This is a genomic window from Streptomyces sp. NPDC097640 (genome assembly GCF_040302705.1).
Classification (GTDB): Bacteria; Actinomycetota; Actinomycetes; order Streptomycetales; family Streptomycetaceae; genus Streptomyces.
In genome coordinates, this window is sequence record NZ_JBEOSB010000058.1 from 1 (window position 1) to 24,145 (window position 24,145).

The window sequence follows — 24,145 nt, forward strand, 5'->3', positions numbered from 1 at the left end:
GACCTGGCGTCGGGGCGGATGTATCTGCCGCAGCGGGATGTGGTGCTGCCGGGGGCGCTGCCGCTGGTGTTCGTGCGCAGGGTGGAGTCGGGGTATCGGGCGGGCCGGTGGTTCGGGCCGTCGTGGTCGAGCACGGCAGACCAGAGGCTGGAGATCGGCGCACGGGGTGTGGTGTTCGTCGCCGAGGACGGCCTGCTGCTGTCATACCCGCACCCGGCACCGGGCGTACCGACGCTGCCCGAACTCGGCCCGAGGTGGCCGCTTGAGCGCAGCGTGGAGGGCGATTACACGCTCACCGACCCGGACACCGGCTACACCCGCTATTTCATCGGCCCGCAAGGCGGAGGCGACGGCGAGGCCCCGCTCGCAGAGATCAGCGACCGCAACGGCCACCGCCTGACCTTCGAATACGACGCGCAGGGCGCCCCGACCAGCATCGTCCACAGAGGCGGCTACCACCTCAACATCACCACCGAAGAGGGCCGCATCACCGCCCTGCACCTGGCGGGCGCCGACCAGACACTCATCCGCTACGCGTACACGGACGGCAACCTCACCGAGGTCACCAACTCCATCGGGCTGCCGCTGCGCTTCGAGTACGACACGGAGCGCCGAGTGATCGCGTGGGTCGACACGAACGAGCGCCGTTACGACTACGTCTATGACAACCGGGACCGGTGCATCGCCGAGGGCGGCACCGAGGGCCATATCTCCCTGCACATCGATTACGGCCCGACGGATGAACGCACGGGCCATCGGGTCACTACGGTGACCACGGCCGAGGGCGACGCGACCCGTTATCTGGTGAACGACCGGTGCCAGGTCATCGCTGTGACGAACCCGCTCGGCCACACCACCCGCACCCGGCGCGACCGCCACGGCCGGATCCTGTCCCGCACCGACGCCCTGGGCCGGACCACCGCCTACACCTACGACACGGCCGGTCGGCTGACCTCCGTCACCACCCCCGACGGACACCGGCGCACCGCCGCCTACAACGCCCTGAACCTCCCCGTGAAGGTCACCCACGCGGACGGCGCCACCTGGCACTACGCGTACGACGAGCGAGGTAACCGCACGACGGCAACCGACCCGTTGGGCCACACCACCCACTACACCTATGACGACCATGGTCACCTGGCGACGGTCACCAACGCACTCGGCGACACCACCCGCATCCGCTGCGACCCGGCCGGGCTCCCGGTCGAGATCACCGACCCGCTGGGCGCGGCCACCACTTACCGCCGCGACGCCTTCGGCCGTCCCACCACCATCACCGATCCCCTCGGCGCACCCATCCACCTGGAATGGACGGTGGAGGGCAAGCTGGCCCGCCACACCGCCCCGGACGGTGCCGAGCAGACCTGGGCCTACGACGGCGAGGGCAACGTCACCGCTCATGTGGACGCGGGCGGCGGCCTGACGACGTACGAGTACACCCACTTCGACCTGCTGACGGCCCGGACCGGCCCGGATGGCGTCCGCCACGAGTTCACACACGACAGCCAGCTGCGCGTGACCCAGGTCACCAACGCCCAAGGCCTGACCTGGACCTACACGTACGACCCGACGGGTCGCAGGCTCAGCGAGACGGACTTCGACGGCCGCACCCTCACCTACACATACGACGCTGTCGGCCAACTGGCCTCCCGCACCAACCCCCTGGGCCAGACCGTCCGCCTCGCGTACGACGACTGCGGCCGGGTGGTCCGCAAGGACGCCGAGGGCCAGGTCACCACCTTCACCTATGACCCGGCCGGGCGGCTGGTGGAGGCGGTAGGCCCGGAGGTGGCGCTGACGTACCGGCGGGACCGGATGGGCCGGGCCATAGCGGAAGTCGTAGGCGACCGGGTCCTCACCCGCAGCTACGACGCCCTGGGCCGCCCGGTGCGTCGCACGACCCCTTCCGGGGCGAAGTCCACGTTCTCGTACGACGCGGCGGGCCGCCGCACCGGGCTGACCACCTGCGGCCACACTCTGGACTTCACGTATGACGCGCTAGGCCGGGAAACCACCCGCCAACTTGGGCATACCGCCACCCTCGCGCAGATCTGGGACCCGGCCGGTCGGCTGGCCGAGCAGACCCTGACCGGCCCGGAAGACGCAACCCTCCAGCACCGCGCGTACACCTACCGCCCCGACGGCCACCTCACCGCCATCGATGACCAGCTCCTCGGCCACCGTGTCTTCGACCTGGACGACGCGGGCCGGGTCACCACCGTCCGGGCCGAGGGCTGGACGGAGACCTACGCCTACGACGAGGCGGGCAACCAGACCCACGCCACGTGGCCCACCGACCAGCCGGCCACCACCGGCGCCCGCGCCTACACCGGCACGCGCATCACCCGCGCCGGACGCGTCCGCTACGAACACGACACCGCCGGCCGCCTCACCCTCCGCCAGAAGACCCGCCTGTCGAAGAAACCCGACACCTGGCACTACACCTGGGACACCGAAAACCACCTCACCACTCTCACCACCCCCGACGGCACTATCTGGCGCTACCTCTACGACCCCCTCGGCCGCCGCACCACCAAACAACGCCTCGCCGACGACGGCGAAACCGTCCTCGAACAGACCGACTTCACCTGGGACGGCCCCACCCTCGTCGAACAGACCACCACCACACCGGGCCTGCCCCACCCGGTGACACTGACCTGGGAACACGACGGCTTTCGCCCCCTCACCCAGACCGAGCGCGTCACCGAGGCCACCAGCCAGCGCGAAATCGACCGCCGGTTCTACGCCATCGTCACCGACCGCATCGGCACCCCCACCGAACTCATCGACGAATCCGGCGACATCGCGTGGCAAGCCCGCACCACCCTCTGGGGCACCACCACACAAGACCACACCAGCCCGACCCACACCCCCCTGCGCTTCCCCGGCCAGTACCACGACCCCGAAAGCGGCCTCCACTACAACCACCACCGCTACTACGACCCCACCACCGCCCGCTACCTCACCCCCGACCCCCTCGGCCTCACCCCCGCCCCCAACCCGGTTGCGTACGTCCCCAATCCGCACCGCTGGGTCGACCCCCTGGGGCTGGCCCCCTATGAGGACGGCATTGATTGGGACCAACCGCGGAACACGCTGGGACCACGCCCTGACGGCGAGCTTGTATTCGCCGGTCATGGCGGCGTCGAGACCGACCTTCCGACGTTCGAGGTGCCCGAGGGCACGAGGGTCGCCGTGTACGCGGACGACGGCGAGCCCCTGATGGGCTGGCAGGCGGATGCTGTCATCGACGGCGATCCGCGCATGGTGCCGGTGTGGACCTACGAGCCGGGAAGCATGATGCCGGACTACATTCTGGGTCCGCTGGAGGAGGGGATCCCCTACGGCACCGCCATCGTCACGGAGAAGAATCCGGTTCGTCTGTCGTTCATGCTGGATCCGCATATGGGCCGCGTGCACTGGGCGGCGTGCATGAAATTCTTCCGCCCGGAATGAACGGCCGGAACGCGCACAAGGAGCACACGACATGACCGACTCCGTCGAGCTGGTCTGGCCGACCGCCCTGGACGAGGGGCTGCTGGCGAGGACGCACCGGATGATCCACGCCGTCACCGAGACAGGCGGGGCCATCGGCTACCTCACGCCGCCCGACCGGGCGGAGACCGACGCCTGGCTCCACGGGGTCCTGGCCGACGTACGGACCGGGGACGCGGCGCTCGCCCTGGCGACATCGGCGGACGGGTCGGGCGAGGTGCTGGGCTGCGCGCTGTGGCGGCGCCGCGCCGCCGTGGCCAGCTACCGGCACAGCGCGGAGATCCAGCAGGTCATGACCCACCCGGCCGCCCGGGGCCGGGGCATCGGCCGGCTCCTGGTGTCCGCGCTGATCGATGACGTGCGCGGGGCCGGTCTGGAGTTGCTGATCCTCGGCGTCCGCGGCAACAACCACGGCGCGATCGCCTTGTACGAGGACCTGGGCTTCCGGGAATGGGGTCGGCTGCCGAGCGGGATAGCCGTCGGCGACGAGCGCTTCGACGACGTCAAGATGTATCTGGAGCTGGGCCGCCCGGACGGCGTCGCGGTGCATGGCTCGGCGGCGGTCGGCGCGGGAGCGTCGGCGCGCCGCGCGTGAGCGGGGCGGCGACGCCCCCGCTATTGCTGGGGGAGTATCGGGCAGGGGATGGTCGGGCGGATCCGGTTCGCGCTGCACGCGACCACGTGGACGGAGGCGAATCCGGTGCCTCGCAGGTACCAGCCGCCGACGACGTCTCCGCCCCAGCTGAGCCGGTCGTCGGCGGCGGTGAAGCGTTCGGCTTGCCGCGCGGTGTCCTTGTCGTGGTCGGCCATGAACGAAGGGGCTAAGCCGGTGACCTGGTCTTGGTACCAGGCAGCAGCTTTCTCCGGCTCCTGGAAGGTGGCTTTGATCATCCTGGCTGGGCGCAGCAGCCAGTGCGGTACCTCCAGCGGCGGTACTTCGCTGGCCATGAAGCCCGGCGAGGCGGCCGCGATCTGCTTCCACTCCTGGGGCGTGATGTCGTGGACGACGAGATGGGGCGGCCGACGCGTGGACTCGTCGTCGTAGGTTCGGCGTTCTCCGGTCCAGCGGTAGCAGTGCCAGTGTGACGCTGTCATGGGGGGCTCCTGCGTGGTGGGAGCGGCCCCGTCTCTGAGGACGGGGCCGCGGTCTGGCTAGTGCGCGTATTGGCGTCCGTCGTCGGAGTCGCCGGGTGTCTGGCCGTCGGGTGTCGGGGTGTCGGTGTCGGGCATGGTGTCGCCGTCGTCCGGGTCCTGGCGGGTGGCGTGCTGTAATCGCATGGGCTGTTCCTGTGAGTTCAGGTGTGCAGGGGTGTCCTCGCGCGGTTGCGCGGTGCTCGTCCCGGTCACTGGCCTGCAAGCGGGGGCCGGGGCGAGGCGATGTGGAGTGGGCCAGAGCGGCCCACCGGTCTAGGCGGGCGGGCCCTGGTGGCAGCCGCAGTCGCAGCGAACGGTGAAGATCAGCGCGCCCCGGGTCGCGGGCGGTATGGGCTTCGCCCTTACCTCGCCGGGTCCCTTGCAGAAGGCGTGGATCTCGTCGGGCGTGGTGTCGGGCTCGGCCGTGTACATCGCGCAGTACGGGGACAGACGCCGGGCACCGGCCGGGGCGGTCATGTCGTCGTCCGCCTCTCGCGCTGCAAGGTGACCAGCACCTCGTAGAGGTCGGCGTCAGGGTGCGGTCGCCGGCGGTTGCAGTCCGGGCACAGGTGCCGCAGGCAGCCGGGCCCGGAGGCTGATGCGCGCAGCACGGTGATCGGCTCGCGGGTGGGCTTGTCGCAGCGATAGCAGCACTCGGTCACCGGGACGCCTCCTCGCGTGGGCCGAGCGCCGCGCTGGTCGCGATCTTCAGCGCGGCGAACAGGGCCGTCGCGTCGGTGAGGTAGCGGCCGTACCCGAGCGGTACGCGCCAGTGGACGCCAGGCCCGGTCGTGCGGGCCACGGGAGGCACCTCGATATAGGCCGTCGCTCCCCACACCTGGACAGAGGGCAGCAGCCCCATGTCCCACTCGGCGGCGGCACCCGGCTCGATCAGCCAGTACAGCACCCTGTCGAAGGGGTTCTCGATGACCGCGCCTGTCGCGTTGCCCAGCAGATCGAGGGTGCGTTTACCGATGCCGATCGAGAGGGGAACGCGCACGACGTCCCACGATCGGCCAGCGGGCCGCAGATGCGTGCTCTGGTGGTTGTTCGTCGTCTCCACAGGAGCCCCCGACGTCATTGGTGATCAAGTGACTACCGACCGTAAGAGCGCCGGGGGCGGGGAGGGGGCAGAGATTCTGCCCCTCGAACGGGGGTTCAGGCGGCCAGTACTCCGATCTTCACGGCTAGGTCGGCCGCCCGACGGCGACGCTCCGGAGACTTCGACTCCGTCTCCTCCAGGACGATGCGGCGCGCGTAGCCGTTGTAACGAATCGTCTCCGGGGCGGCCTCGTAGGCCTTGCTCAACGTCGCCAGCGCGGTCTCCGGCTGCCCGTCAAGTTGGTAGCCCCGGGCCTCCTCGATCCTGTGCCGGGCCAGCCGAGGCCGTGAAGGGATTGTCTTGGCGTCGGCCTTTGCCGCCTGCCGTACGGACTCCCGGCCCGCATGCAGCTCGACGGCGACCGTGACCGCGTGCGCGCCCATGATGGCTTGGGAGAACGATGTCACGGGGTGGTAGTAGTCGGCGGGGAGCCGCTTGGCCATCTTGCTCGCGGTGTCCCAGTAGCTCCACGCGGTGCCGGTGTCTCCGCGGCGTGCGGCGGTGTATCCGGCCTCGAACTGCAAGGCGCCCGCGATGGCGCGTACATCGTTCGGCGCGTCCGGCAGGAGAGGCTTGAGGTAGCCCAGGGTCTCCAGGGTGACCGCGTCGGCTGCGTCGAAGTGGGCGGGGCCGCAGTCGCGGTGGGCCTGGGCGGTGAGCCAGGCGGCTACGCCAATGGAGTGCGGGTCCTCGCTCTCCTGGGCGGCGACCATGCCGCGCTCGGCCACGCGCCAGAGGAGGGCGGAGTCTGGCTGGTACGCGATGAAGAACTGGCTGAGGCCGTAGACCTCGGCCAGCACCGCTTGAGCCGCCCGCCGTTCGGGGGCGCGGTCGGCCTGGCGTACGGCGAGCTGTGCGTCCCGGATGAGGTTCGGCAGGAGACCGCCGATCACGTCGCGGTGGTTGGGCGCGGAGTGGCGGGCCGACCAGGCGCGGTCGAGGCGTGCGCTCAGGTGCGCTGTCGAGGGCGCTTCGCGATCGTCGGCGACGGGGAATGCGTCAATCGCGGCTCGCACCGCAGGCAGTTTGCCGTGACCGGGGCCGATGAACAGATCGATGGGCATCGTCTGGTCGCCGGTGAGTTCAGCGAGGTTGCGGACGCGTAGGACCTCGGCGATGCGCAAGATCATGGGAAGTCCGGGGGTGCGGAGAGCTCCGTTCTCCACCTGCTTCACCCAGCTCGGGGACTTGTCGAGAAGACCGGCGAGGACGGTACGGCTCATGCCCCGGCGTGTGCGGAGGACTTGCATGCGCTGGCCGAAGACCAGCGGGTGGTCCAGCGGGTTCGGGGTAGCGTCAGTTGGCATGGCCGTGCCCCTCTCTGTCCAGCTCGTCACCGCCAGGGTATGAGGCAAGGCCCCTCTGGTGTGAGGCCGTTCACTCCCAGGAATGGCGAACGCTGGATGACGTCCCCCTCGCCCGGTTCGGGAGGTCAAGGTAGGGAGGAATCTGCTCACTTCGACGCCCGACCAGCAGCCGGGCACCGAGTTTGAAGATGACCAGGCTGAGGACAAGGCGAGGGGAAGGGACGCATGAACATCAGCGAGTTGGTCGGCGCCGACGAGTGGACGACTGTCGAGGGCCGCCCGTACGTCGTCTACAAGTACGCGGCCACGCTGGACGGCCGGATCGCCGCAGCGGATTCCACCAGCCAGTGGATCACGAGCGCGGAGTCCCGGGCCGAGGTCCATTCCCTGCGCGCGGCCTGCCAGGCCACGGTCGTGGGCTCCGGCACACAGCAGGCGGACAATCCGCACCTCGCCGTGCGCTCGGCGGTGGACGACCCCAAGCTGAAGGTGGCCGTACCAGTCCATGAGCAGCCGTGGCGGGTGATCGTCGACAGCAACGCGCGCACGCCTGCCGGGGCCCGCGTGCTAGACGATGCCGCGCCCACGATCATCGCGGTAGCCGAGGACACGGACGCCACGCACCTAGATGGCATCGCGACCGTCGTCCGGCTCCCGCGCGCGAAGGAGGGCCTGGATCTCGACGCGCTGCTGCGTGAGCTGTCCTCGCGCGGCGTGCGCGGGATGTTCCTCGAAGGCGGGCCCACCCTCGCCGCTTCCTTCGTGTCGGCCGGGCTGGTCGACCGCATCATCGCCTATATCGCGCCAGCGCTCCTCGGCCGCGGCAAGAGCGCGCTCCAGGGCGGCACCATCGAGACCATCGACGACATCCTGCGGTGCGAGCTGCTGGACGTCACGCGATCAGGACCTGACATCCGGCTGATCGCACGCCCGCAGCGGTGAAGCCACGGACGGCGCGCCCCGGGCCGTGGTCGCTGTCCGCTGTAGCATCCGGAGCCCGCTGAGCACACGACGAGGTGAACGCGATGACAACGCTCGCCGTGACCGGGCACATGGACCTCACCGAGGACTCCGTGCCGCTGGTGCGCGAGGAACTGGACAGGATCCTCGCCGCGTACGATCCCTCCACCCTCATCGGCGTGTCGTGCATCGCGCGCGGCAGCGACACCCTGTTCGCGGAGGCGGTGCTGGCCGTGGGCGGGCGGCTGGTCGTGGTGGTGCCGTCGCGGGATTACCGGGAGGCGAAGGTGAAGCCGGACCACGCCGCAACCTTCGACCGGCTCAGGGACGCGGCGGACGAGGTGCTGGTGATGCCGCATGCCACGGCGAACCGCGAGGCGTACGAGGCGGCGAATGCCGTACTGCTGGAGCGGGCCGACCGCCTCGTGGCCGTGTGGAACGGGCAGCCGCCGACCGGTAAGGGCGGGGGCACGGCGGACGTGGTGTACGAGGCGCGCGACGCGGGGCTGCCCGTGGACGTCGTCTGGCCGGAGGGAGCGTCCCGCCGGGCATGACGAAAGCCGGACCGCGCGCGAGCGCGGCGGGCGAGCCCCCGCCGGCCTCAACCCGCCGCGCGTTCCGCGAGTGGGCGGCGCCGCAAGGCCGCGTCGGTCAGGGAGCGCGGGGGGAAGGAAGTGCTGGGGTTGTACCGGTTCACCCCGGGCGGCACGATTTCGTCGATCCGGTCGAGGGTCGCATCGTCCAGGGTGAGCGCGGCGCCCTTGAGCAGATCCTCCAGCTGCCCCATGGTCCGCGGTCCGATGATCGCCGAGGTGACGGCGGGGTGGGCCACGGTGAAGGCCACGGCGAGCTGCGGGAGGGTGCAGCCGATGCTTGTCGCGAGTTCGATGAGCTGCTCGACGGCGTCGAGCTTGGCGGCGTTCTCGGCGATCGCGGGATCGAAGAATGCCGGGCGGAGCGCGGCGCGGCCGGCTGCCAGGTCGATGGGCTGGTCCTTGCGGTGCTTGCCGGTGAGGAATCCGAAGGCGAGGGGGCTCCAGACCAGCACCCCCATTCCGTAGCGCTCGCAGACGGGCAGGAGCGAGGCCTCGATCCCGCGGGCCAGAATCGAGTAGGGCGGCTGGGCGGTGCGGAAGCGTCCGAGGCCGCGCCGCTCGGAGACGTGATGTGCCTCGACGATCTCCTCGGCCGGGAAGTTCGAGCAACCGAAGGCGCGGATCTTCCCCTGGCGCACGAGGTCGCTGAGCACCGAGAGCGTCTCCTCGATGTCCGTGGTGTGGTCGGGGAGGTGGACCTGGTAGAGGTCGATCCAGTCGGTGTTCAGGCGCCTGAGGCTGTCCTCGACCGCCGTGAGGATCCAACGCCGGGAGTTGCCACTGCGGTTGCGGCCCTCGCCCATCTGGAAGTGGACCTTGGTGGCGAGTACGACGTCGTCACGGCGCCCCCGCAGCGCCTTTCCCACGATCTCCTCGGACTCACCCTGTCCGTACATGTCGGCGGTGTCGACGAAGTTGATGCCCTGGTCGAGGGCGGCGTGGATGATGCGGACACAATCGTCGTGGTCGGAGTTGAAGCCGTCCTGGAACATCATGGTCCCGAGGCAGTGGACGCTGACCTCGATACCGGTTCTGCCGAGGGTGCGATAGCGCATGGTGATGCTCCCTTACTAGGTCAACCGATCACGCGGAGCGACAGAAGCGTCGATCGCACGAGGCACCCTAGGAGCTAGACACGGCTCTAGATCAAGCCCCGTTACCCTGACCGGCATGGCTGAGATCACGGCGAATCTGAGTATCGGAGAGGTCGCCGAACGCACCGGTTTGAGCGTTCACGCGCTGCGCTTCTACGAGCGCGAGGGCCTCTTCATCAACGCCGTGCGACGCGGAGCCGGCGGGCGCCGCGTCTACAGCGAGGATGACGTGGACTGGCTGACCGTCTGCATCATTCTCCGCGCCTCGGGCATGCCCCTGCCCACGCTCCGCCGATATACCGATCTGGTCAGAGATGGCGCCGGTAACGAGGAAGAACGGCTGACGCTCATGCGCGAGCATCAGGAGAACGTCACCGCCCAGATCGGCAGGCTCAGTGAGTCCTTGGACCTGATCAGGTTCAAGGTCGGGGTGTACGAGGACCTTGTCGACCAAGGCAGCGCCGCCACCCGTCAATGTCACGCCCCATCCGCTTCGGCCTGAGTCCGTCAACGTGTGAGAGGCAAGAGATGGTGACACCGCTGCCCGATGGGCTGGCTACGCCGGCGCTCGTGGTCGATCCGGATGTGCTGGACAGAAACATCTCGCGGATGGCTGAGGCTTCGCGGGCTCAAGGGTTCGCCCTCCGCCCCCACGCCAAGAGCCACAAGTGCGCGCAGATCGCCGACCGTCAGCTGCGGTCCGGCGCACGCGGGCTGTCGGTGGCCACGATCGGCGAAGCCGAGGCATTCGCCGGGGCCGGCGTGGACGACCTGTTCATCGCTTACCCCGTGTGGCTCGATGCCGACAAGGCACAGCGGCTGCGCCGGCTGGCGGACGACGTCGCGCTGAGAGTCGGCGTCGAGTCGGTGGAAGGCGCGCGGCGGCTGGGGGAAGCCGTGCGCGGCAGCGCCCGGACGGTGGAGGTGCTCGTCGAGGTCGACAGCGGGAGCCATCGCACCGGAGTGCGGCCTCATGCTGCTGGTGAGGTCGGGAAGGCGGCCGCCGACGCCGGACTGAATGTTGTCGGCGTGTTCACGTTCCCGGGACACGGCTACGGTCACGACGCGCGGGCACGCGAGCGCGCCGCGCGAGATGAGGAGCGCACGCTGGGCGAGGCCGCACAGGCGCTGCGGGACCTTGGGCTCGGCGCGCGTGTGGTCAGTGGCGGGTCGACTCCGACGGTGGGGCAGTGGCAGCCGGGCGCGGTGAACGAGTTGCGGCCGGGTGTCTACGTCTTCAATGACGCCACCCAGCTGGCCATCGGCACTTGTGGGGTGGAGGATCTCGCACTGGTCGCCGCCGCGACGGTGATCAGTGTTCCCGCCCCGGATCGCTTCGTGCTCGATGTCGGCAGCAAGGTTCTCGGCTCCGACCGGTCGTCCTGGGTGACGGGCCACGGCTACCTGCCCCAGTTCCCCCAGGGATCCATCACCGGGTTGTGGGAGCACCACGCCGTTGTCCGGCTTCCGGAAGGGGTGCGGGGACCAGGTCTCGGGGCGTTGGTGGCTGTCGTCCCCAACCACATCTGCACGCCGGTGAATCTCGCTGATGAGCTGCTGGTCGTCCGGGACCGCGAAGTGATCGACCGCTGGCAGGTAACAGCACGAGGTGCCAATACCTGAGCGGACGTTCTTGCCGCCCCCCGGCCCGGCGTGATCAGCAGGACCAGGGGACGGCGTCCGTCTTCTCCGGGGTCAGCCGCCCTGGCCGATGCCACCCATCGGGCCGACCTTCACCGAGGAGCCGGAACCGTCCGTGACGGGCAGCGTGGCGGCGCCCGGCCAGTCGAGGGTGACCGACTTCGTCTCGTTCGGCGGGGTCACCACGAGCCCCGTGACGCGGACGCCGGAGCCGCCCGAGTCGTTCTCCGGGTAGGTGATGCCGAAGTACGTCTCCTTCCCGTCCTTGAGGACGATCGGGTCGGCCTGCTCACCACTGCGCTCCGCGGACACTGTCCCTTCGCTGGTCTTCAGGTCGACGCCCGCGAACCCGGAGAGCGTGCAGTCCCGGCCGCCGCCGTTCTTCAGCGTCACCGCGACGGTGCGCTCGCCGTCGCCGTCGATGGTGCGGTCCGCCGCCGTGATCTCCAGCTCGTCGGTGCGGCACTTGTCGGCCTTGCTGTTGTCGTCGGAGCCGCCCGAGCCCGAACCGCCGCCCGAGGAAGACGCCGCGGACGAGGACGACGGCTTGCTCTGTCCCGTGCCGTCATCGTCGTTCTGGCAGGCGGTGAGCGAGAGACCGGCGACAACCGCCAAGGTGGCGAAGGTGAGTTTGGAGACGCGCATCGATGTTCCTCAGTTTCAGTGGGGGGTGCCGCTGCTCGGTACGAGTCGGTACGAGCCAGCGTTTCTGGGCACCAAGATTGGCCCGGCCCGGAAGACTGTTCCGCTCAACCGCCCGCTAATACATCCCTGTTACAAATACAGCCGGGCGCAGCGCGCATCACGACCCGGCACGCCCCGCCCAGGCACGCCGCCGGAAGATGGTCCCGGCCACCGTTCCGCACCTGTTCGCGGCCGCCGTCCGTTGGGGCGAACCTGTGACGCGGGGGATCTTGACCACGACCGGTGGCACGTGGCCCTCAACTGCCGCTGCGGAATGCCGTGTCGGCGAGGCTGGTTGCACCGGGCTATGAAGGCTATTGGTGTTTACGAGTTCGGCGGCCCGGAAGCGCTGCGTGTTGTGGAGTTGCCCGAACCGCAGCCGGGCCCCGGTGAGGTCCGCATCCGGGTGCACGCGGCCGCTGTGAATCCGACCGACGTCATGCTGCGGACCGGTGGCCACGCCGTGCGCATGGCCGACCGCCGGCCCCCGTTCGTGCCCGGCATGGACGCCGCCGGCGTCATCGACCAGCTCGGCCCCGGGGTTGATGACCGCCTCGCCGTGGGCCAACGGGTGGTCGCGATGGTGCTGTTCACCAGCGCGCACGGCGGAGCGTACGCCGAGCAGATCGTGGTGCCGGCCGCCTCGGTGGTGCCGGCGCCCGAGGGGGTGGACTTTACCGCCGCGTCCACGCTGCTCATGAACGCCATGACCGCACGCCTCGCCCTGGACGCCCTGGCCGTGCCGCCCGGCGGAACCGTCGCCGTGACCGGTGCGGCCGGTGCCGTCGGCGGGTACGCGGTTCAGCTGGCCAAGGCCGACGGGCTGACCGTCATCGCGGACGCCGCCCCGCGCGACACCGACCGGGTGCGCGGGTTCGGCGCCGACCATGTCGTCGAGCGCGGCGCCGATGTCGCCGCTCGCATGCGCGCGCTGGCGCCGGACGGTGTTCCCGGCCTCGTGGACGGGTCGATGCAGACCACGGAGATCGTGCCAGCCGTCGCCGACGGCGGGACGCTGGCCGAGCTGCGGGGCTGGTCCGGCCCGGCGGAGCGCGGCATCAGCGTGCGCCCGGTGATGGTGTCGGACGGCATCACCGACACCGAGCGGCTGGACACGCTGCGCCGCCAGGCCGAGGACGGCACCCTGACGCTGCATGTCGCCGACGTGCTGCCCGCCGACGAGGCGGCCAAGGCCCACCGCCTCCTGGAGGCCGGAGGTCTGCGCGGCCGGTTGGTGCTGGACTTCTCCTGATCGACGACGACTTACCCGATGGCCTCAAGCACCGTCGCGTTGGCGAGCCCGCCCGCCTCGCACATGGTCTGGAGGGCGTACCGCGCGCCGCGCTCGCGCATGGCGCCGACCAGGGTGGTCATCAGCCGGGCGCCGCTGGCGCCGAGGGGGTGGCCGAGGGCGATGGCGCCGCCGTTGACGTTGACCTTGGCAAGGTCGGCGCCCGTCTCCTGCTGCCAGGCCAGCACCACGCTGGCGAACGCCTCGTTGACCTCGAACAGGTCGATGTCCGACAGCGCGAGCCCGGCCCGGCGCAGGACCTTCTCCGTGGCGGGGATGACGCCGGTGAGCATGAGCAGCGGATCGGAGCCGGTGACGGCGAAGCTGTGCAGCCGGGCCTTGGGGTGCAGACCGAGCCGGGCCGCCGTCTCGCTGCTGGTGATCAGCAGCGCGGCGGCGCCGTCGTTGACCGGGCTGCTGTTGCCCGCGGTCACCGACCACTGGATCTGCGGGAACCGCTCGGCGAACCCGGGGTCGGCGAAGGCTGGCCGCAGCCCGGCCAGCACCTCGGGCGTGGTGGCGGGGCGGATGGACTCGTCGGTGTCCACCGTGCGGCCGTCCGCCCGTACCGGGGCGAGCTCGGTGGCGAACCGGCCCTCGGCGGTCGCGCGGGCCGCCTTCAGGTGGGACGCGGTGGCGAACTCGTCCATCTGCTCCCGGGTGAGGGACCACTTGGCGGCGATCAGCTCGGCGCTGATCCCCTGCGGCACCAGCCCCTCGGGGTAGCGGGCCGCGATGCCCGGCCCGAACGGATCGGCGCCCGCAGGCACGTTGGACCACATGGGGACCCGGCTCATGGACTCCACGCCACAGGCCACCACCAGGTCGTACGCGCCGGAGAGCACTCCCTGCGCGGCGAAGTGCACGGCCTGCTGCGAGGAGCCGCACTGCCGGTCCACGGTGGTCGCCGGGACGGAGTCGGGGAATCCGGCGGAGAGCCATGCGTACCGGGTGGTGTTCATGGCCTGCTCGCCCACCTGGTCGACGCACCCGCCGATGACGTCGTCGACCAGGGCCGGATCCACCCCGCTGCGCTCGATGAGCGTGCCCAGCGTCTGGGCCAGCAGCTCCACGGGATGCACTCCGGCGAGCGCGCCGCCCGGCTTGCCCTTGCCGATCGGGGTGCGGACGGCTTCGACGATGACGGCGTCGCGCATGGCGATCGCCTCCTCTTCCAGCGAGGTGGGGTGGGTTTGTTTTTCCAACGCTCCTGGCTACTGAAGAGTAGCAAGGGGGGTCGGGCATCACAAGGTCACCGCCCCCTCGGGCGGGCGGTATGGGGCGGGCGGTGTGGGGTGTGCGGTGTGTCGGCGAGGGGCGACAACCGGCCTGCCCGGCCGATTGGTTACGGTCGGGCAACACGAGGGTGAGGCCCGGGGAAACCGGGGGAAGATGGTGGTGTGAGCGTGGCGCATCGGGCCATGGAGCGATTGCGGGACTGGCCGGACCTTGACGTGGGCCCGGCCTGTTGTGGCGCGGGCCGCGCGCTGCGTACGGCGGAGTGCGAGATCGTGCACTTCCACTCCGACCGGGACGCTGACCTGCACCTTACCGAACCGGCCATCCGGCACCTGGCCGTCCACCTGGGGCGGTCCACGGCGATCCGGCTGGTGCCGGACTCGCAGTGGGTGACCGTGCACCTGGACAACGAGCGGGACGCGGATGTGCTGCTGTGCCTGGTCAGTGTCGCGCTGAAGGCGCATGCGCGGTGTTCCGGGGCCCCGGCGCACCGCTGCAACCTCAACCGGGTGACGTTCCCGGACCGGAGAGACCACCAGATGTGCTGAGAGGCGGCCGTCGTCCGGCCGTCATCCGGTGGTCGTCCGGCCGCCGGTCCTGCGCCTCAGCGGATCTCGACCCTGCCGCCCTCGTCCGCCTTGTCCGCCTTGTCTGCGCCGCCCTCGGGTGAACCCAGGCTGCGCCGTACCGAGTCCAGGATGGTCAGGCCCTGCCCGACCAGGCCCGCCGCGATCTCGCCCAGGCCGTCGGCGCCGTTGAGGACGTTGACATTGGCCCCGGAGAGCCCGTTGGCCGCCTCCTTGACGATCTGCGGCAGCTGGTCGATGAGCATGCGGTCCAGCGCCACCCGGCCGTGCGAGGCCGCGGCCTCGGCCTGGATGCGCATCCGCTCCGCCTCGGCCAGCGCCAGCACCCTGATCCGCTCGGCCTCGGCCTCGGCGGGCTTCACGATCTCGGCCACCAGCTGCTGCTGGCGCAGGTCGGCCGCGCGCTGGGCCAGTTCGGTCCGCGCGGCGAGCACCTCCTGCTGCGCATGGGCGTCGGCCAGTGGTCCGGCCTGGGCGGCCTGGGCCTGGGCGCGCTCGACCTCCGCCGAGTACTCGGCCTGCACGATGGCGGTCTGCCGGGCGTATTCGGCCTGCTTCCGTGCGGCCGCCTGCTCCGCCTCGGCCGAGGCCTGCGCGGCCTGGGCCTGGGCGATCTGGGCCTGGCGTTGGATGGCCGCCTTGTGCGGGGCCGACATCGCCGCGATGTAGCCGGTGTCGCCGTCGTCGATGGACTGGATCTGGAGGGAGTCCACGATCAGACCGATCTTCGCCATCTCGGTCTTGGAGGTGTCCAGGACCTCGGTGGCGAGCTTCTGCCGCTCGGTGATGATCTCCTCGACGGTCATCGAGCCGATGATCGCGCGCAGGTGTCCGGCGAAGATCCGGCCGGTCAGCACCGACATCTGGTCCTGGTCGGAGAGGAACCGCTGGCCCGCGTTGACGATGCTCTCGGTGTCGTTGCCGACCTTGAAGGCGATCACGGCACGGACCGTCAGCACGATGCCCTGCTTGGTGACACAGGTCTCGGCGACCTCCGACTCGCACATCGCCAGGGTCAGGAACCGGGTCTTGCGGAAGACGGGGAACACGAACTTGCCGTGGCCGGTCACCACCCGGAACGGCGCCCCACCCTGTCCACGCCTGCCGCCGGAGATGAGCATCGCCTGGTCCGGGTCGGGAACGCGGTAACCGAACATGTTTGGTCTCCTCAACCGGCGCTGCCGGCCTCGCCGGGCAGCGCGTTCAACGGATCAGCCCACTCGATGACGTCGACGTGGCGCGCGCCACGGCAATCGATCACGAGCACGGATGTCCCTTTGGGCAGGGGGACGTCGGACCAGGCGAGGAAGGTTTCGGAGCCGCCTCTGATCCGTACCAGGACCTCACCGGGGCCGGTGGATCCGCGGGTGCCGATGACCAGCACGCCGGTGCAGCCGCGTACGGCGTCGTCCGTCGCCATGGATGGCCACGCCCCCCTTGTCTCGCTGATGCCGAGGCTCGGACACTAATGCCACGGCGTCAACGTTTCGGACCGGGGTCGGTGGAGTCCGGGTCGTGCGGTTGGGTGCACAGGTCCACGAGCCGGGCGCGGTGTTCGGGGTGGGCCGAGAGCCAGCGGCCGAGCTGGTGGTCGGCGTCGTCCAGGACGAGCTTGGCGAACCGGGACTTCGTACGGAGGGCCTGCTCGATCCCGGCCGTGACCTCGGCGGGGATGATGTCGTCGCGTTCCGGGACGACCAGGACGGCGCGGCCGGTGAAGGCGCCGAGCACGTCGAAGACCGTGCTGGGGCGCCAGCTCCCGGGCCGGCGGATCAGCTCGGTGAACCCGTCGCCGAACGGCAGCGGCCATGCCTCGGGCGCGTACGCCGCGGGGGCGCACAGGCAGATCGCCGCGACCCGGTCGCCGAGGTGGGCGGCCAGATCGGCGACGGTCTGGCCGCTCATGCTGAAGCCGACCAGCGTGAGCGGGTCGCCGTCGGGGGCGAACGCCTCTATGACGTCGAGCGCCTGACGGAACCTCCGCTCCAGGCTCAGCTCCGCCGGCCGACCCGAGCTGTCCCCGTGTCCGGAGAAGTCGAACGCGAGGGAGGGGTGTCCTGCGGCGGCGAAGTCGCGGGCGAGCGGGATGCTCCGCTCCTTGCCGCCGACCCCGGCCCCGTGCATGATCACCACGCGGGTGGCGCCGGACGCCTCGGGTTCGAAGGTGGCGCAGCTCAGGGCTTCGCCGTCGGCGTGGTGGATGAATTCCACGGGCACTCCCGCTGTGTTCGGACGTGGCGGCACCCCGCCGATTCGGCGAGAGCGAGAGCGTACTGGAGTCGTCCACAGGCCCCCTGGAACGCCAGCGGGCCCCGTCGACCGAACACGGTCGACGGGGCCCGCTGGGGGAAGTCGGGCCTCAGGCCTTCGCGGCGCCCGCTTCCTTGACGAGGCGGGCGAGCACGTCGTTGAGCTGGCCGGTGACCTCGGGGTCGTTCTCCGGGTGCACCTCGGCGAAGCGGGTCACGGAGCTGGGGATGGCGAGCTTGATGTCCTCGACAACGGTGCCGCCGGCGATGCCCACGGACTTACGGGCGTCGTCGTGGGCCCACACGCCGCCGTACTGGCCGAAGGCGGTGCCGATGACGGCCACCGGCTTGCCGCCGATGGCGCCGACGCCATACGGGCGGGACAGCCAGTCGATCGCGTTCTTCAGGACGCCCGGCATGGTGCCGTTGTACTCGGGCGAGAACAGCAGCACGGCGTCGGCCGCGGCGGTCGCGGCACGCAGCTTGGCGGCGGCCTCGGGCACGGACCCCTCGACGTCGATGTCCTCGTTGTAGAACGGAATGTCGGCCAGGCCCTCGTGAATCTGGATCTCGACACCCTCGGGGGCGAGCTTCACGGCGGTCTCGGCGAGCTGACGGTTGTGCGAGCCGGCGCGGAGGCTGCCGACCAGGGCGAGGATACGAACAGACATTTCTTCTCCAAGATCGATAAGCGCCCGCGGTGCGGACCTCATTAGTTGAAGGTTATACCAGATAACCGGACCGCGGTCCACTTTAATTCAAACGGACCGCGGTCCGCTAAGGTTGCTCATCATGACCTCGTCAGCGCCGTCCCAGCCCCCGCCCCCTCCCGCCTCGTCCTCCCAGGACGCGGCCGGGCGGTCGCTGCTGCCCCTGGCCGGCCAGGCGCCGCCCATGCGGGCCGACGCCGCGCGCAACCGGGCCCGGCTGCTGGAGGCCGCCGCGCGGCTGGTCGCCGAGCACGGCGCGGACAAGCTGACGATGGAGGCGGTCGCCTGCGCCGCGTCGGTCGGCAAGGGGACGGTCTTCCGGCGCTTCGGCGACCGTACGGGTCTGCTCCAAGCCCTGCTCGACCACTCCGAGCAGGCCTACCAGCAGGCGTTTCTCACCGGCCCGCCCCCGCTCGGGCCCGGCGCTCCGGCCGTCGAGCGGCTGGAGGCGTTCGGGGTGTCCACCCTCCGGCAGATGTCCGCGTTTCTCGACCTCTACCTGGCCGGTGATCCGCCCGCCGACCGCCGCCTGGCCATCGCCCCGCGCCAGGTCCGGCTCACCCACATCACCATGCTGCTGCGCGCAGCGCGGGCCGACGGCGACGTGGAGCTGCTGGCGGAGACGCTGATGGGCTGGCTGGAGCCCGCCCTCATCCACCATCTGACCCGGCAGCGCGGTATGGCGCTGGAGCGGCTGGAGGCGGGCTGGCGCGACCTGGTCGCGCGTGCGGTCGGGCCCGCCACCGCCTGAGCCACGCCGGACCTTCCCGCGGTACAGATGTGCGGCTCCGCCGCGCGGGGGGCTTTGCCCCTGGACCCCGGGGTCTGGGGCAGCGGCCCCGCGCGGCGGTCGATTTGCGGCTCCGCCGCGCGGGGCTCCGCCGCAGGCGTCAAGATCTGCCGGACACGGCCTCGGGCCCGCGGACCCCGCGTCGCCACCAGCGGACCCCGCGTCGCCGCCCCCGCTGCCGCCCGCCGTCGGCGACGCGCGAGTGAACCGTAGGGCGCCACGGCCCGTCCTCCAGGGCGAGTTCGGGGTAACGGCTCGCCGCAGGGCCTAACATGACGCGCTGTCGAATGTGCTGAACGTGCCGAAGGTGCAGGGAGTAGCCGTTGAATGGTTCGCCGGGCCAGGGAGGGTCGAGGTGGCTGGAGGGGGCACCTCCCGGCGGTCGATGGGGGAGCGACGAAGGGGCTCATTCCGTGCAGCGCTGGTCGGCGCGGCTGGCCCTGGCCACCGCCGCGCTGGCGGTGCTGCTGCCGCTGATCTTCGCCGGGTCCGCCAGCCTGGTTCTGGTCCTGGTCGGGCTGGTGGGCATGGCGGTCACCGCCGCCGCCGTCTGGTGGGTGCTGACCCGCCGCGGCGCGGTCCGGATCGCGGCTGCCGTGCTGGCCGTGGCGGCGCCGGCCACCGTGATCGGGTTCTACGACGCGCGGAATCTGCTCTGGGTGGTCATGGTCTCCCTGGGGCTGTGGGCGGTGGCGGTCTGGTCGGGGCGGGCCGCGATCCGCAGCACCGGCTTCGGCGCCATTCCGGTGACGGAGCATCAGACGCACGCCCCGGAGCGCCCCTTCCTGATCATGAACCCGCGCTCGGGCGGCGGGAAGGTGGCGCGGTTCGGGCTGAAGGAGAAGGCCGAGGGTCTGGGCGCGCGCGTGGTGCTGCTCGACCCGGACCATCCGACGGACGTGGCCGCCCTGGCCCGCGAGGCGGCGGACGCGGGCGCCGATCTGCTGGGCGTGGCGGGCGGTGACGGCACCCAGGCGCTGGTCGCGGCCGTCGCGGCGGAGCGCGGCATCCCCTTCCTGGTGATCTCCGCGGGCACCCGCAACCACTTCGCCCTGGACCTCGGGCTGGACCGCGAGGACCCGTCGACCTGTCTGGACGCGCTCGCCGACGGCGTGGAGCTCTGGGTCGACCTGGGCTTCGCGAACGAGCACCCCTTCGTCAACAACGCGTCGTTCGGGGCGTACGCGGCGGTCGTCCAGAGCCCCGCGTACCGCGACGACAAGGTGCGCACCACCCTGGAGCTGCTGCCCGATCTGCTGACCCGGCAGCGCGGCCCCGTGCTGATGGCGCAGGCCGACGGGATCCGGATCCCCGCCCCCCAGGCCCTGCTGGTCAGCAACAACCCGTACCGCACGGGCGACCCGGCCGGGCTCGGCCGCCGCGAGCTGCTGAACTCGGGCCGGCTGGGCGTCCTCGGCGTCAAGGTCGACAACGCCGCCCAGGCCGCCGGGCTGCTGCGCGGCCGGAAGGCCGCGGGCCTGACGGTGCGCACCGCCCGCGAGGTGGTGGTGGACGCCGACCGCCCGGAGATAGAGGTCGGGGTGGACGGTGAGGCGATGGTGCTGTCGGTGCCCGTGCGCTGCCGTATCGCGCAGGGGGCGCTGCGGGTGCGGGTGCCCCGGACCCGGCCCGGGGTTCCGGCGGTGAAGCCGCGCATGGACTGGCGGCGGCTGCGCAAGCTGGGGGCGGTCGTGGGCCGTACGGCGGTCGGCGGGCGCGGGTTCTGAGGGCCCGGTTCTGAGGGCCCGTACGCCTTCGGCGCCGCTGCCCCGTCGGGCCGCCTCAAGCGCGAGGCCGGGGCGATCGCGGCGTCGAGGCGACTGGCTAACCTGACCCGGTGACCACCGAGCTGACCCTGCTGTCGCGGGTCTCGTGCCGAGGCCGCGAGATCAACGGGCCCCGGCTGCGCGGGCTGCTCGCGCTCCTCGCGGGCGACCTGCGCACCGGCTGCGGCACCGCGCGACTGGTGGACGGGCTCTGGCCGGAGGAACGGCCGGAGGAGCGCCCCGAGAACCCGACCAAAGCGCTCCAGATCCTGGTCTCCCGCGCCCGCTCCCAGCTCGGCGCCGACGTGATCGCCAGCACCCCCACCGGCTACCGCCTCGCCCTGCCCGAGGACCGGGTCGACAGCTCGGCCGTCCTGCTCAGCGCGGCCGAGAGCGCGCGCCACGCCCGCGCGGGCGACCACGCCGCCGCGCTCGCGCACGCCGAGGCGGGCCTCGCGCTGTGGGAGGGCGCTCAGGGCGGCGAGGCCGACGGCGCGGGGCGGGGCGGGGCGGCGCGGGGCGGCGCGGCCGAGGACCCGGTGGCCGCCCTGCGCGCCGAGCGCGCCGTGACGTACCGGACGCTGGCGCGCGCCCGCGCGCTGGCGCTGTCCCGGCTCGGCCGCCGGGCCGAGGCGGCCGAGCCGCTGGCCGGCCTGGCCCGCGAGCGGCCGCGGGACGAGGAGGTGCTGCTGGAGCTGTTGCGCTGCGAGGCGGCCACGCTCGGCCCGTCCGCCGCGCTGGCCAGGTACGACACCTACCGCCGGGCGCTGCGCGACGAGCTCGGCACCGACCCCGGCCCCGCGCTCCAGGCCCTGCACGAGGAGCTGCTGCGGGGCGAGGAGCCGGTGGTGCGGCACGGCGTCCCGTACGAGCCCAACCCGCTGCTCGGCCGCGACGAGGACATCGCCGCGGTGGCCGGGCTGCTGGACGCCTCCCGGGTCGCTTCCGTCGTCGGCCCCGGCGGCCTGGGCAAGACGCGGCTGGCGCACGCCGTGAGCCGCCGGGCCGGGCGGCGCGCCGTGTACTTCGTCGGGCTCGCGGGCGTCACCTCCGACGACGACGTGGTCAGGGAGGTCGCGTCGGCGCTCGGCGTCGGCGAGGCCCCGCCCGGCGCGGTCGGCCATCTGGGCCTGCCGACCGACGTCCTCAGCGGCATCCTGGCCGCGCTCGGCCCCGGGCCGGTGCTGCTGGTGCTGGACAACTGCGAGCACGTCATACGCGGCGCCGCCGAGCTGGTGCGCCACCTGGTGTCCCAGGCCCAGGACCTGCGGGTGCTCACCACGAGCCGGGCCCCGCTCGGCCTCTCCTCGGAGGCCGTGTATCCGCTGCCGGAGCTGAGCCTGGCGACGACGGTCGAGCTGTTCGGGCAGCGGGCGCGGGCCGTGCGCCCCGGCGCCGACCTGCTCGCGGACGCGGTGGAGGAGCTGTGCCGCCACCTGGACGGGCTGCCGCTCGCGGTGGAGCTGGCGGCGGCGCGGGTCCGGGTCATGTCGGTCGCGGAGATCGCCCGCCGCCTGGAGGACCGGTTCACCCTGCTGCGCGGCGGCGCGCGGGACGCCCCGAGCCGCCACCGTACGCTGCACGCCGTCGTCGACTGGAGCTGGAACCTGCTGGATCCGGCCGGGCGGGCGGCGCTGCGCGCGCTGTCCGCCTTCCCCGGCGGATTCACGGCGGACGCCGCGTGCCACCTCCTGGGTGACGAAGGAGAGGAGGACGACGTCCTCGGGGTGCTCGCTGACCTGGCCGACCAGTCGCTGCTCAAGGTCGCCGACACCGCGTCGGGGGCACGCTTCCGGATGCTGGAGACCGTACGGGAGTTCAGCACCGCCCACCGTGAGGCGGCCGGGGAGACCGACCGTGTGATCGGCCGTTTCCTCGCGTGGGCCCGCGACTTCGGCGTGGCGCACCACGACTCGCCCCATGAACGCGACTTCTTCGCGCCCCTCGAGCGGATCCGGGCCGAGCAGGACAACCTCGTCCACGCCCTGCGGCACGGGCTGGCCCGCGCCGACGGCCCGGCGGTCGCGGCGACGGCCGCCGTGCTCGCGTCCTTGTGGACGGTCGAGGGCAACTACGCGCGCGTCGCCGCGCTGGCCGAGGAGACCAGCAGGCAGCTGTCGCACTTCCGGCCCGAGCGGGGGTCCGACCCCGCGCTCGTCGAGGTCACCCGGACCGCCGCGGCGCTGTTCACCGCGAACACCTTCACCGTCGTCGGGATGCGCGCCGGCCGCCCGCTGGCCACCCTGCGCCGGCTGCCGCCCGCCCCGCCCGACACCCTCGTACGGGCCATCGCGACCGTGATGGCCGCCGCGCCCGAGGTGCTGGGGCCGGATCCGGCCCCGCTGCGCGCGCTGTGCGACAGCGACGAGCCGCTGTTGGCGGTCGTCGCCAACTCCCTCGCGAGCTATGCCCTGGAGCGGCAGGGCGACGTGGACGGCGCGATCCGGGCGGCCGAGGGGATGCTGGACGCGTTCCGGGGCCGGGGCGCCGACTGGGTCGAGGTCCTGGCCCGCACCCGGATCAGCGAACTGTCCCTTCAGGCCGAACGGGGCGAGGAGGGCCGGCGCCATCTGGCCGCGGCGCTGCGGCTGATGGAGGGGGGCATGCTGTGGGGGGACATCACCGGCATCAAGGCGGCCCTGGTCCTCGCCAATCTGCAACTCGGCGCCGTCGACGAGGCGGAGCGCTGGCTGCCGCTGACGACGCCCGAACGGCAGGAGGAAACGGCGGCGGACACGGTCGGCGCGCTCGCCTTCGGCCTCGGCATGCTGGCGGAGCTGCGGCTCGCGCGCGGCGAGGCCGAGGCCGGCTGCCGCGAGTGGCGGCGGGCCGTCAAGGCGCCGGAGAGCGGCGAGCGCGCGCTCTACCGCACCGATCCGCCCGGCCTGGAGCCCTGGACCCTGGAGATCGAGGCCGCGGCCGTGGTCGCCCACGCGCACCACGGCCGGCTCGGCCTGATCGAGGAGGCCGTCGGCGTACTTCCCCACAAGCTGTGGACGATGCTCAGCCATCCCGTGGAGAAGCCCCCGGCCTACCTGATGGACCTCCCGGTGTGCGGGGCGCTGCTGCTGGCCCTGGCCATGGTGGAACTCGACCGCGCGGAGCGCACCGGGGACGCGGCGGCCCGTACGACCGGCGCGCGGCTGATCGCCCTGGCGGAGCGGTTCCGCTTCCTGCGCGGCTTCCAGCCGACCATGTCCTCCGCCCGCGCCCGCCGCGCGGCCGAACAGGCCGACAGGGCGGCGTACGCGGACGCGGTGTCCTCGTACGCCGCCCTGGGGCGGGAAGAACTGCTGGCCACGGCCCTGACGGCGATCGAGCCCCTGACGCCCGCCCCGCACGAGTACGGCGGGCACGGCGGGCACGGCGAGCACTGCCGGGCTCGCTAGGAGGTGTCCCGCGGATTTTTCCCCGCCCCGCCCCTTCCCGTAACCAGGGGCTTTGCCCCTGGACCCCGGGGTCTGGGGCGGAGCCCCCCACGCGGCGGAGCCGCACATCGG

24 protein-coding genes are annotated in these 24,145 nt (G+C 71.8%); 11 read left to right on the forward strand and 13 right to left on the reverse strand.

The window, feature by feature from the left end; translation table 11 throughout:
• A partial coding sequence (locus ABTY62_RS46875; protein WP_352135523.1) for an RHS repeat-associated core domain-containing protein occupies positions 1-3,456 on the forward strand: 3,456 nt, incomplete at its 5' end.
• Positions 3,457-3,487: 31 nt separating this feature from the next.
• Entirely contained in the window at positions 3,488-4,090 is a 603-nt protein-coding gene (locus tag ABTY62_RS46880; protein ID WP_352135524.1) for a GNAT family N-acetyltransferase, read from the forward strand.
• A gap of 20 nt (positions 4,091-4,110) precedes the next feature.
• On the opposite strand, the gene ABTY62_RS46885 is transcribed toward ABTY62_RS46880, so the two are convergent.
• The 6 genes from ABTY62_RS46885 to ABTY62_RS46910 all read right to left on the reverse strand — a co-directional run bounded on the left by ABTY62_RS46885 (position 4,111) and on the right by ABTY62_RS46910 (position 7,038).
• Complete coding sequence (locus ABTY62_RS46885; protein WP_352135525.1) at positions 4,111-4,590, reverse strand: hypothetical protein; 480 nt, start codon at positions 4,588-4,590, stop codon at positions 4,111-4,113.
• 57 nt (positions 4,591-4,647) lie between these two features.
• Positions 4,648-4,773: a hypothetical protein gene (locus ABTY62_RS46890; RefSeq protein ID WP_352135526.1), complete on the reverse strand. Its 126-nt coding sequence runs from the start codon at positions 4,771-4,773 to the stop codon at positions 4,648-4,650.
• Between the two features lie 129 nt (positions 4,774-4,902).
• Positions 4,903-5,106 (reverse strand): hypothetical protein, encoded by a 204-nt coding sequence (locus ABTY62_RS46895; protein WP_352135527.1) that lies wholly within the window; start codon positions 5,104-5,106, stop codon positions 4,903-4,905.
• On the reverse strand, positions 5,103-5,291 hold the full coding sequence (locus tag ABTY62_RS46900) for a hypothetical protein (RefSeq protein ID WP_352135528.1): 189 nt from the start codon (positions 5,289-5,291) through the stop codon (positions 5,103-5,105). The genes ABTY62_RS46895 and ABTY62_RS46900 overlap by 4 nt, the downstream gene beginning before the upstream one ends.
• Positions 5,288-5,629, reverse strand: a complete 342-nt coding sequence (locus tag ABTY62_RS46905) for a hypothetical protein (protein WP_352135529.1) — start codon at positions 5,627-5,629, stop codon at positions 5,288-5,290. The genes ABTY62_RS46900 and ABTY62_RS46905 overlap by 4 nt, the downstream gene beginning before the upstream one ends.
• A 158-nt stretch (positions 5,630-5,787) precedes the next feature.
• The gene (locus ABTY62_RS46910) at positions 5,788-7,038 is read right to left on the reverse strand and encodes a helix-turn-helix domain-containing protein (RefSeq protein WP_352135530.1); all 1,251 of its coding nucleotides are present in this window, start codon (positions 7,036-7,038) and stop codon (positions 5,788-5,790) included.
• 225 nt (positions 7,039-7,263) lie between these two features.
• On the opposite strand from ABTY62_RS46910, the gene ribD reads away from it, so the two are divergent.
• Positions 7,264-7,980, forward strand: coding sequence for a bifunctional diaminohydroxyphosphoribosylaminopyrimidine deaminase/5-amino-6-(5-phosphoribosylamino)uracil reductase RibD (gene ribD, locus ABTY62_RS46915; protein WP_352135531.1), 717 nt, complete (start codon positions 7,264-7,266; stop codon positions 7,978-7,980).
• An 83-nt stretch (positions 7,981-8,063) separates the two neighbouring features.
• Positions 8,064-8,552: a hypothetical protein gene (locus tag ABTY62_RS46920; protein ID WP_352135532.1), complete on the forward strand. Its 489-nt coding sequence runs from the start codon at positions 8,064-8,066 to the stop codon at positions 8,550-8,552.
• Positions 8,553-8,599: 47 nt separating this feature from the next.
• Here ABTY62_RS46920 and ABTY62_RS46925 read toward each other — a convergent pair whose 3' ends face one another.
• A complete protein-coding gene (locus ABTY62_RS46925) occupies positions 8,600-9,649 on the reverse strand; it encodes an aldo/keto reductase (RefSeq protein ID WP_352135533.1) in 1,050 nt (349 codons plus the stop codon).
• Between the two features lie 115 nt (positions 9,650-9,764).
• Here ABTY62_RS46925 and ABTY62_RS46930 point away from each other — a divergent pair, with 115 nt between their 5' ends.
• Both ABTY62_RS46930 and ABTY62_RS46935 read left to right on the forward strand, forming a co-directional pair.
• Positions 9,765-10,190: a MerR family transcriptional regulator gene (locus tag ABTY62_RS46930; RefSeq protein ID WP_311728558.1), complete on the forward strand. Its 426-nt coding sequence runs from the start codon at positions 9,765-9,767 to the stop codon at positions 10,188-10,190.
• 26 nt (positions 10,191-10,216) lie between these two features.
• A complete protein-coding gene (locus ABTY62_RS46935; RefSeq protein WP_352135534.1) occupies positions 10,217-11,311 on the forward strand; it encodes an alanine racemase in 1,095 nt (364 codons plus the stop codon).
• A gap of 72 nt (positions 11,312-11,383) precedes the next feature.
• On the opposite strand, the gene ABTY62_RS46940 is transcribed toward ABTY62_RS46935, so the two are convergent.
• The gene (locus ABTY62_RS46940; protein ID WP_352135535.1) at positions 11,384-11,974 is read right to left on the reverse strand and encodes a DUF4232 domain-containing protein; all 591 of its coding nucleotides are present in this window, start codon (positions 11,972-11,974) and stop codon (positions 11,384-11,386) included.
• Positions 11,975-12,320: 346 nt separating this feature from the next.
• On the opposite strand from ABTY62_RS46940, the gene ABTY62_RS46945 reads away from it, so the two are divergent.
• Positions 12,321-13,265, forward strand: coding sequence for a quinone oxidoreductase family protein (locus tag ABTY62_RS46945; RefSeq protein WP_352135536.1), 945 nt, complete (start codon positions 12,321-12,323; stop codon positions 13,263-13,265).
• An 11-nt stretch (positions 13,266-13,276) separates the two neighbouring features.
• Here the strand turns inward: ABTY62_RS46945 and ABTY62_RS46950 are convergent, their stop codons facing one another.
• Positions 13,277-14,461 carry a thiolase family protein gene (locus ABTY62_RS46950; RefSeq protein ID WP_352135542.1) on the reverse strand — a complete coding sequence of 395 codons (1,185 nt, stop codon included), beginning with the start codon at positions 14,459-14,461 and terminating at the stop codon, positions 13,277-13,279.
• Between the two features lie 243 nt (positions 14,462-14,704).
• Here ABTY62_RS46950 and ABTY62_RS46955 point away from each other — a divergent pair, with 243 nt between their 5' ends.
• The gene (locus ABTY62_RS46955) at positions 14,705-15,091 is read left to right on the forward strand and encodes a luciferase domain-containing protein (RefSeq protein ID WP_311728554.1); all 387 of its coding nucleotides are present in this window, start codon (positions 14,705-14,707) and stop codon (positions 15,089-15,091) included.
• A 56-nt stretch (positions 15,092-15,147) separates the two neighbouring features.
• Here ABTY62_RS46955 and ABTY62_RS46960 read toward each other — a convergent pair whose 3' ends face one another.
• The 4 genes from ABTY62_RS46960 to ABTY62_RS46975 form a co-directional block, all read right to left on the reverse strand.
• Positions 15,148-16,287 carry an SPFH domain-containing protein gene (locus ABTY62_RS46960; protein WP_352135537.1) on the reverse strand — a complete coding sequence of 380 codons (1,140 nt, stop codon included), beginning with the start codon at positions 16,285-16,287 and terminating at the stop codon, positions 15,148-15,150.
• Positions 16,288-16,298: 11 nt separating this feature from the next.
• Positions 16,299-16,550, reverse strand: a complete 252-nt coding sequence (locus tag ABTY62_RS46965) for an NfeD C-terminal domain-containing protein (RefSeq protein WP_311728552.1) — start codon at positions 16,548-16,550, stop codon at positions 16,299-16,301.
• A 59-nt stretch (positions 16,551-16,609) separates the two neighbouring features.
• Positions 16,610-17,341, reverse strand: coding sequence for an alpha/beta hydrolase (locus tag ABTY62_RS46970; protein ID WP_352135538.1), 732 nt, complete (start codon positions 17,339-17,341; stop codon positions 16,610-16,612).
• Between the two features lie 148 nt (positions 17,342-17,489).
• Positions 17,490-18,050: an NAD(P)H-dependent oxidoreductase gene (locus tag ABTY62_RS46975; protein WP_352135539.1), complete on the reverse strand. Its 561-nt coding sequence runs from the start codon at positions 18,048-18,050 to the stop codon at positions 17,490-17,492.
• Positions 18,051-18,171: 121 nt separating this feature from the next.
• Between ABTY62_RS46975 and ABTY62_RS46980 the strand changes: the two genes are divergently transcribed.
• The 3 genes from ABTY62_RS46980 (at position 18,172) to ABTY62_RS46990 (ending at position 24,034) form a co-directional block, all read left to right on the forward strand.
• The gene (locus ABTY62_RS46980) at positions 18,172-18,840 is read left to right on the forward strand and encodes a TetR/AcrR family transcriptional regulator (RefSeq protein WP_502997665.1); all 669 of its coding nucleotides are present in this window, start codon (positions 18,172-18,174) and stop codon (positions 18,838-18,840) included.
• Positions 18,841-19,292: 452 nt separating this feature from the next.
• Positions 19,293-20,606, forward strand: coding sequence for a diacylglycerol/lipid kinase family protein (locus tag ABTY62_RS46985; RefSeq protein WP_352135540.1), 1,314 nt, complete (start codon positions 19,293-19,295; stop codon positions 20,604-20,606).
• Positions 20,607-20,716: 110 nt separating this feature from the next.
• Positions 20,717-24,034, forward strand: a complete 3,318-nt coding sequence (locus ABTY62_RS46990; RefSeq protein ID WP_352135541.1) for an ATP-binding protein — start codon at positions 20,717-20,719, stop codon at positions 24,032-24,034.
• Positions 24,035-24,145: the final 111 nt, after the last annotated feature.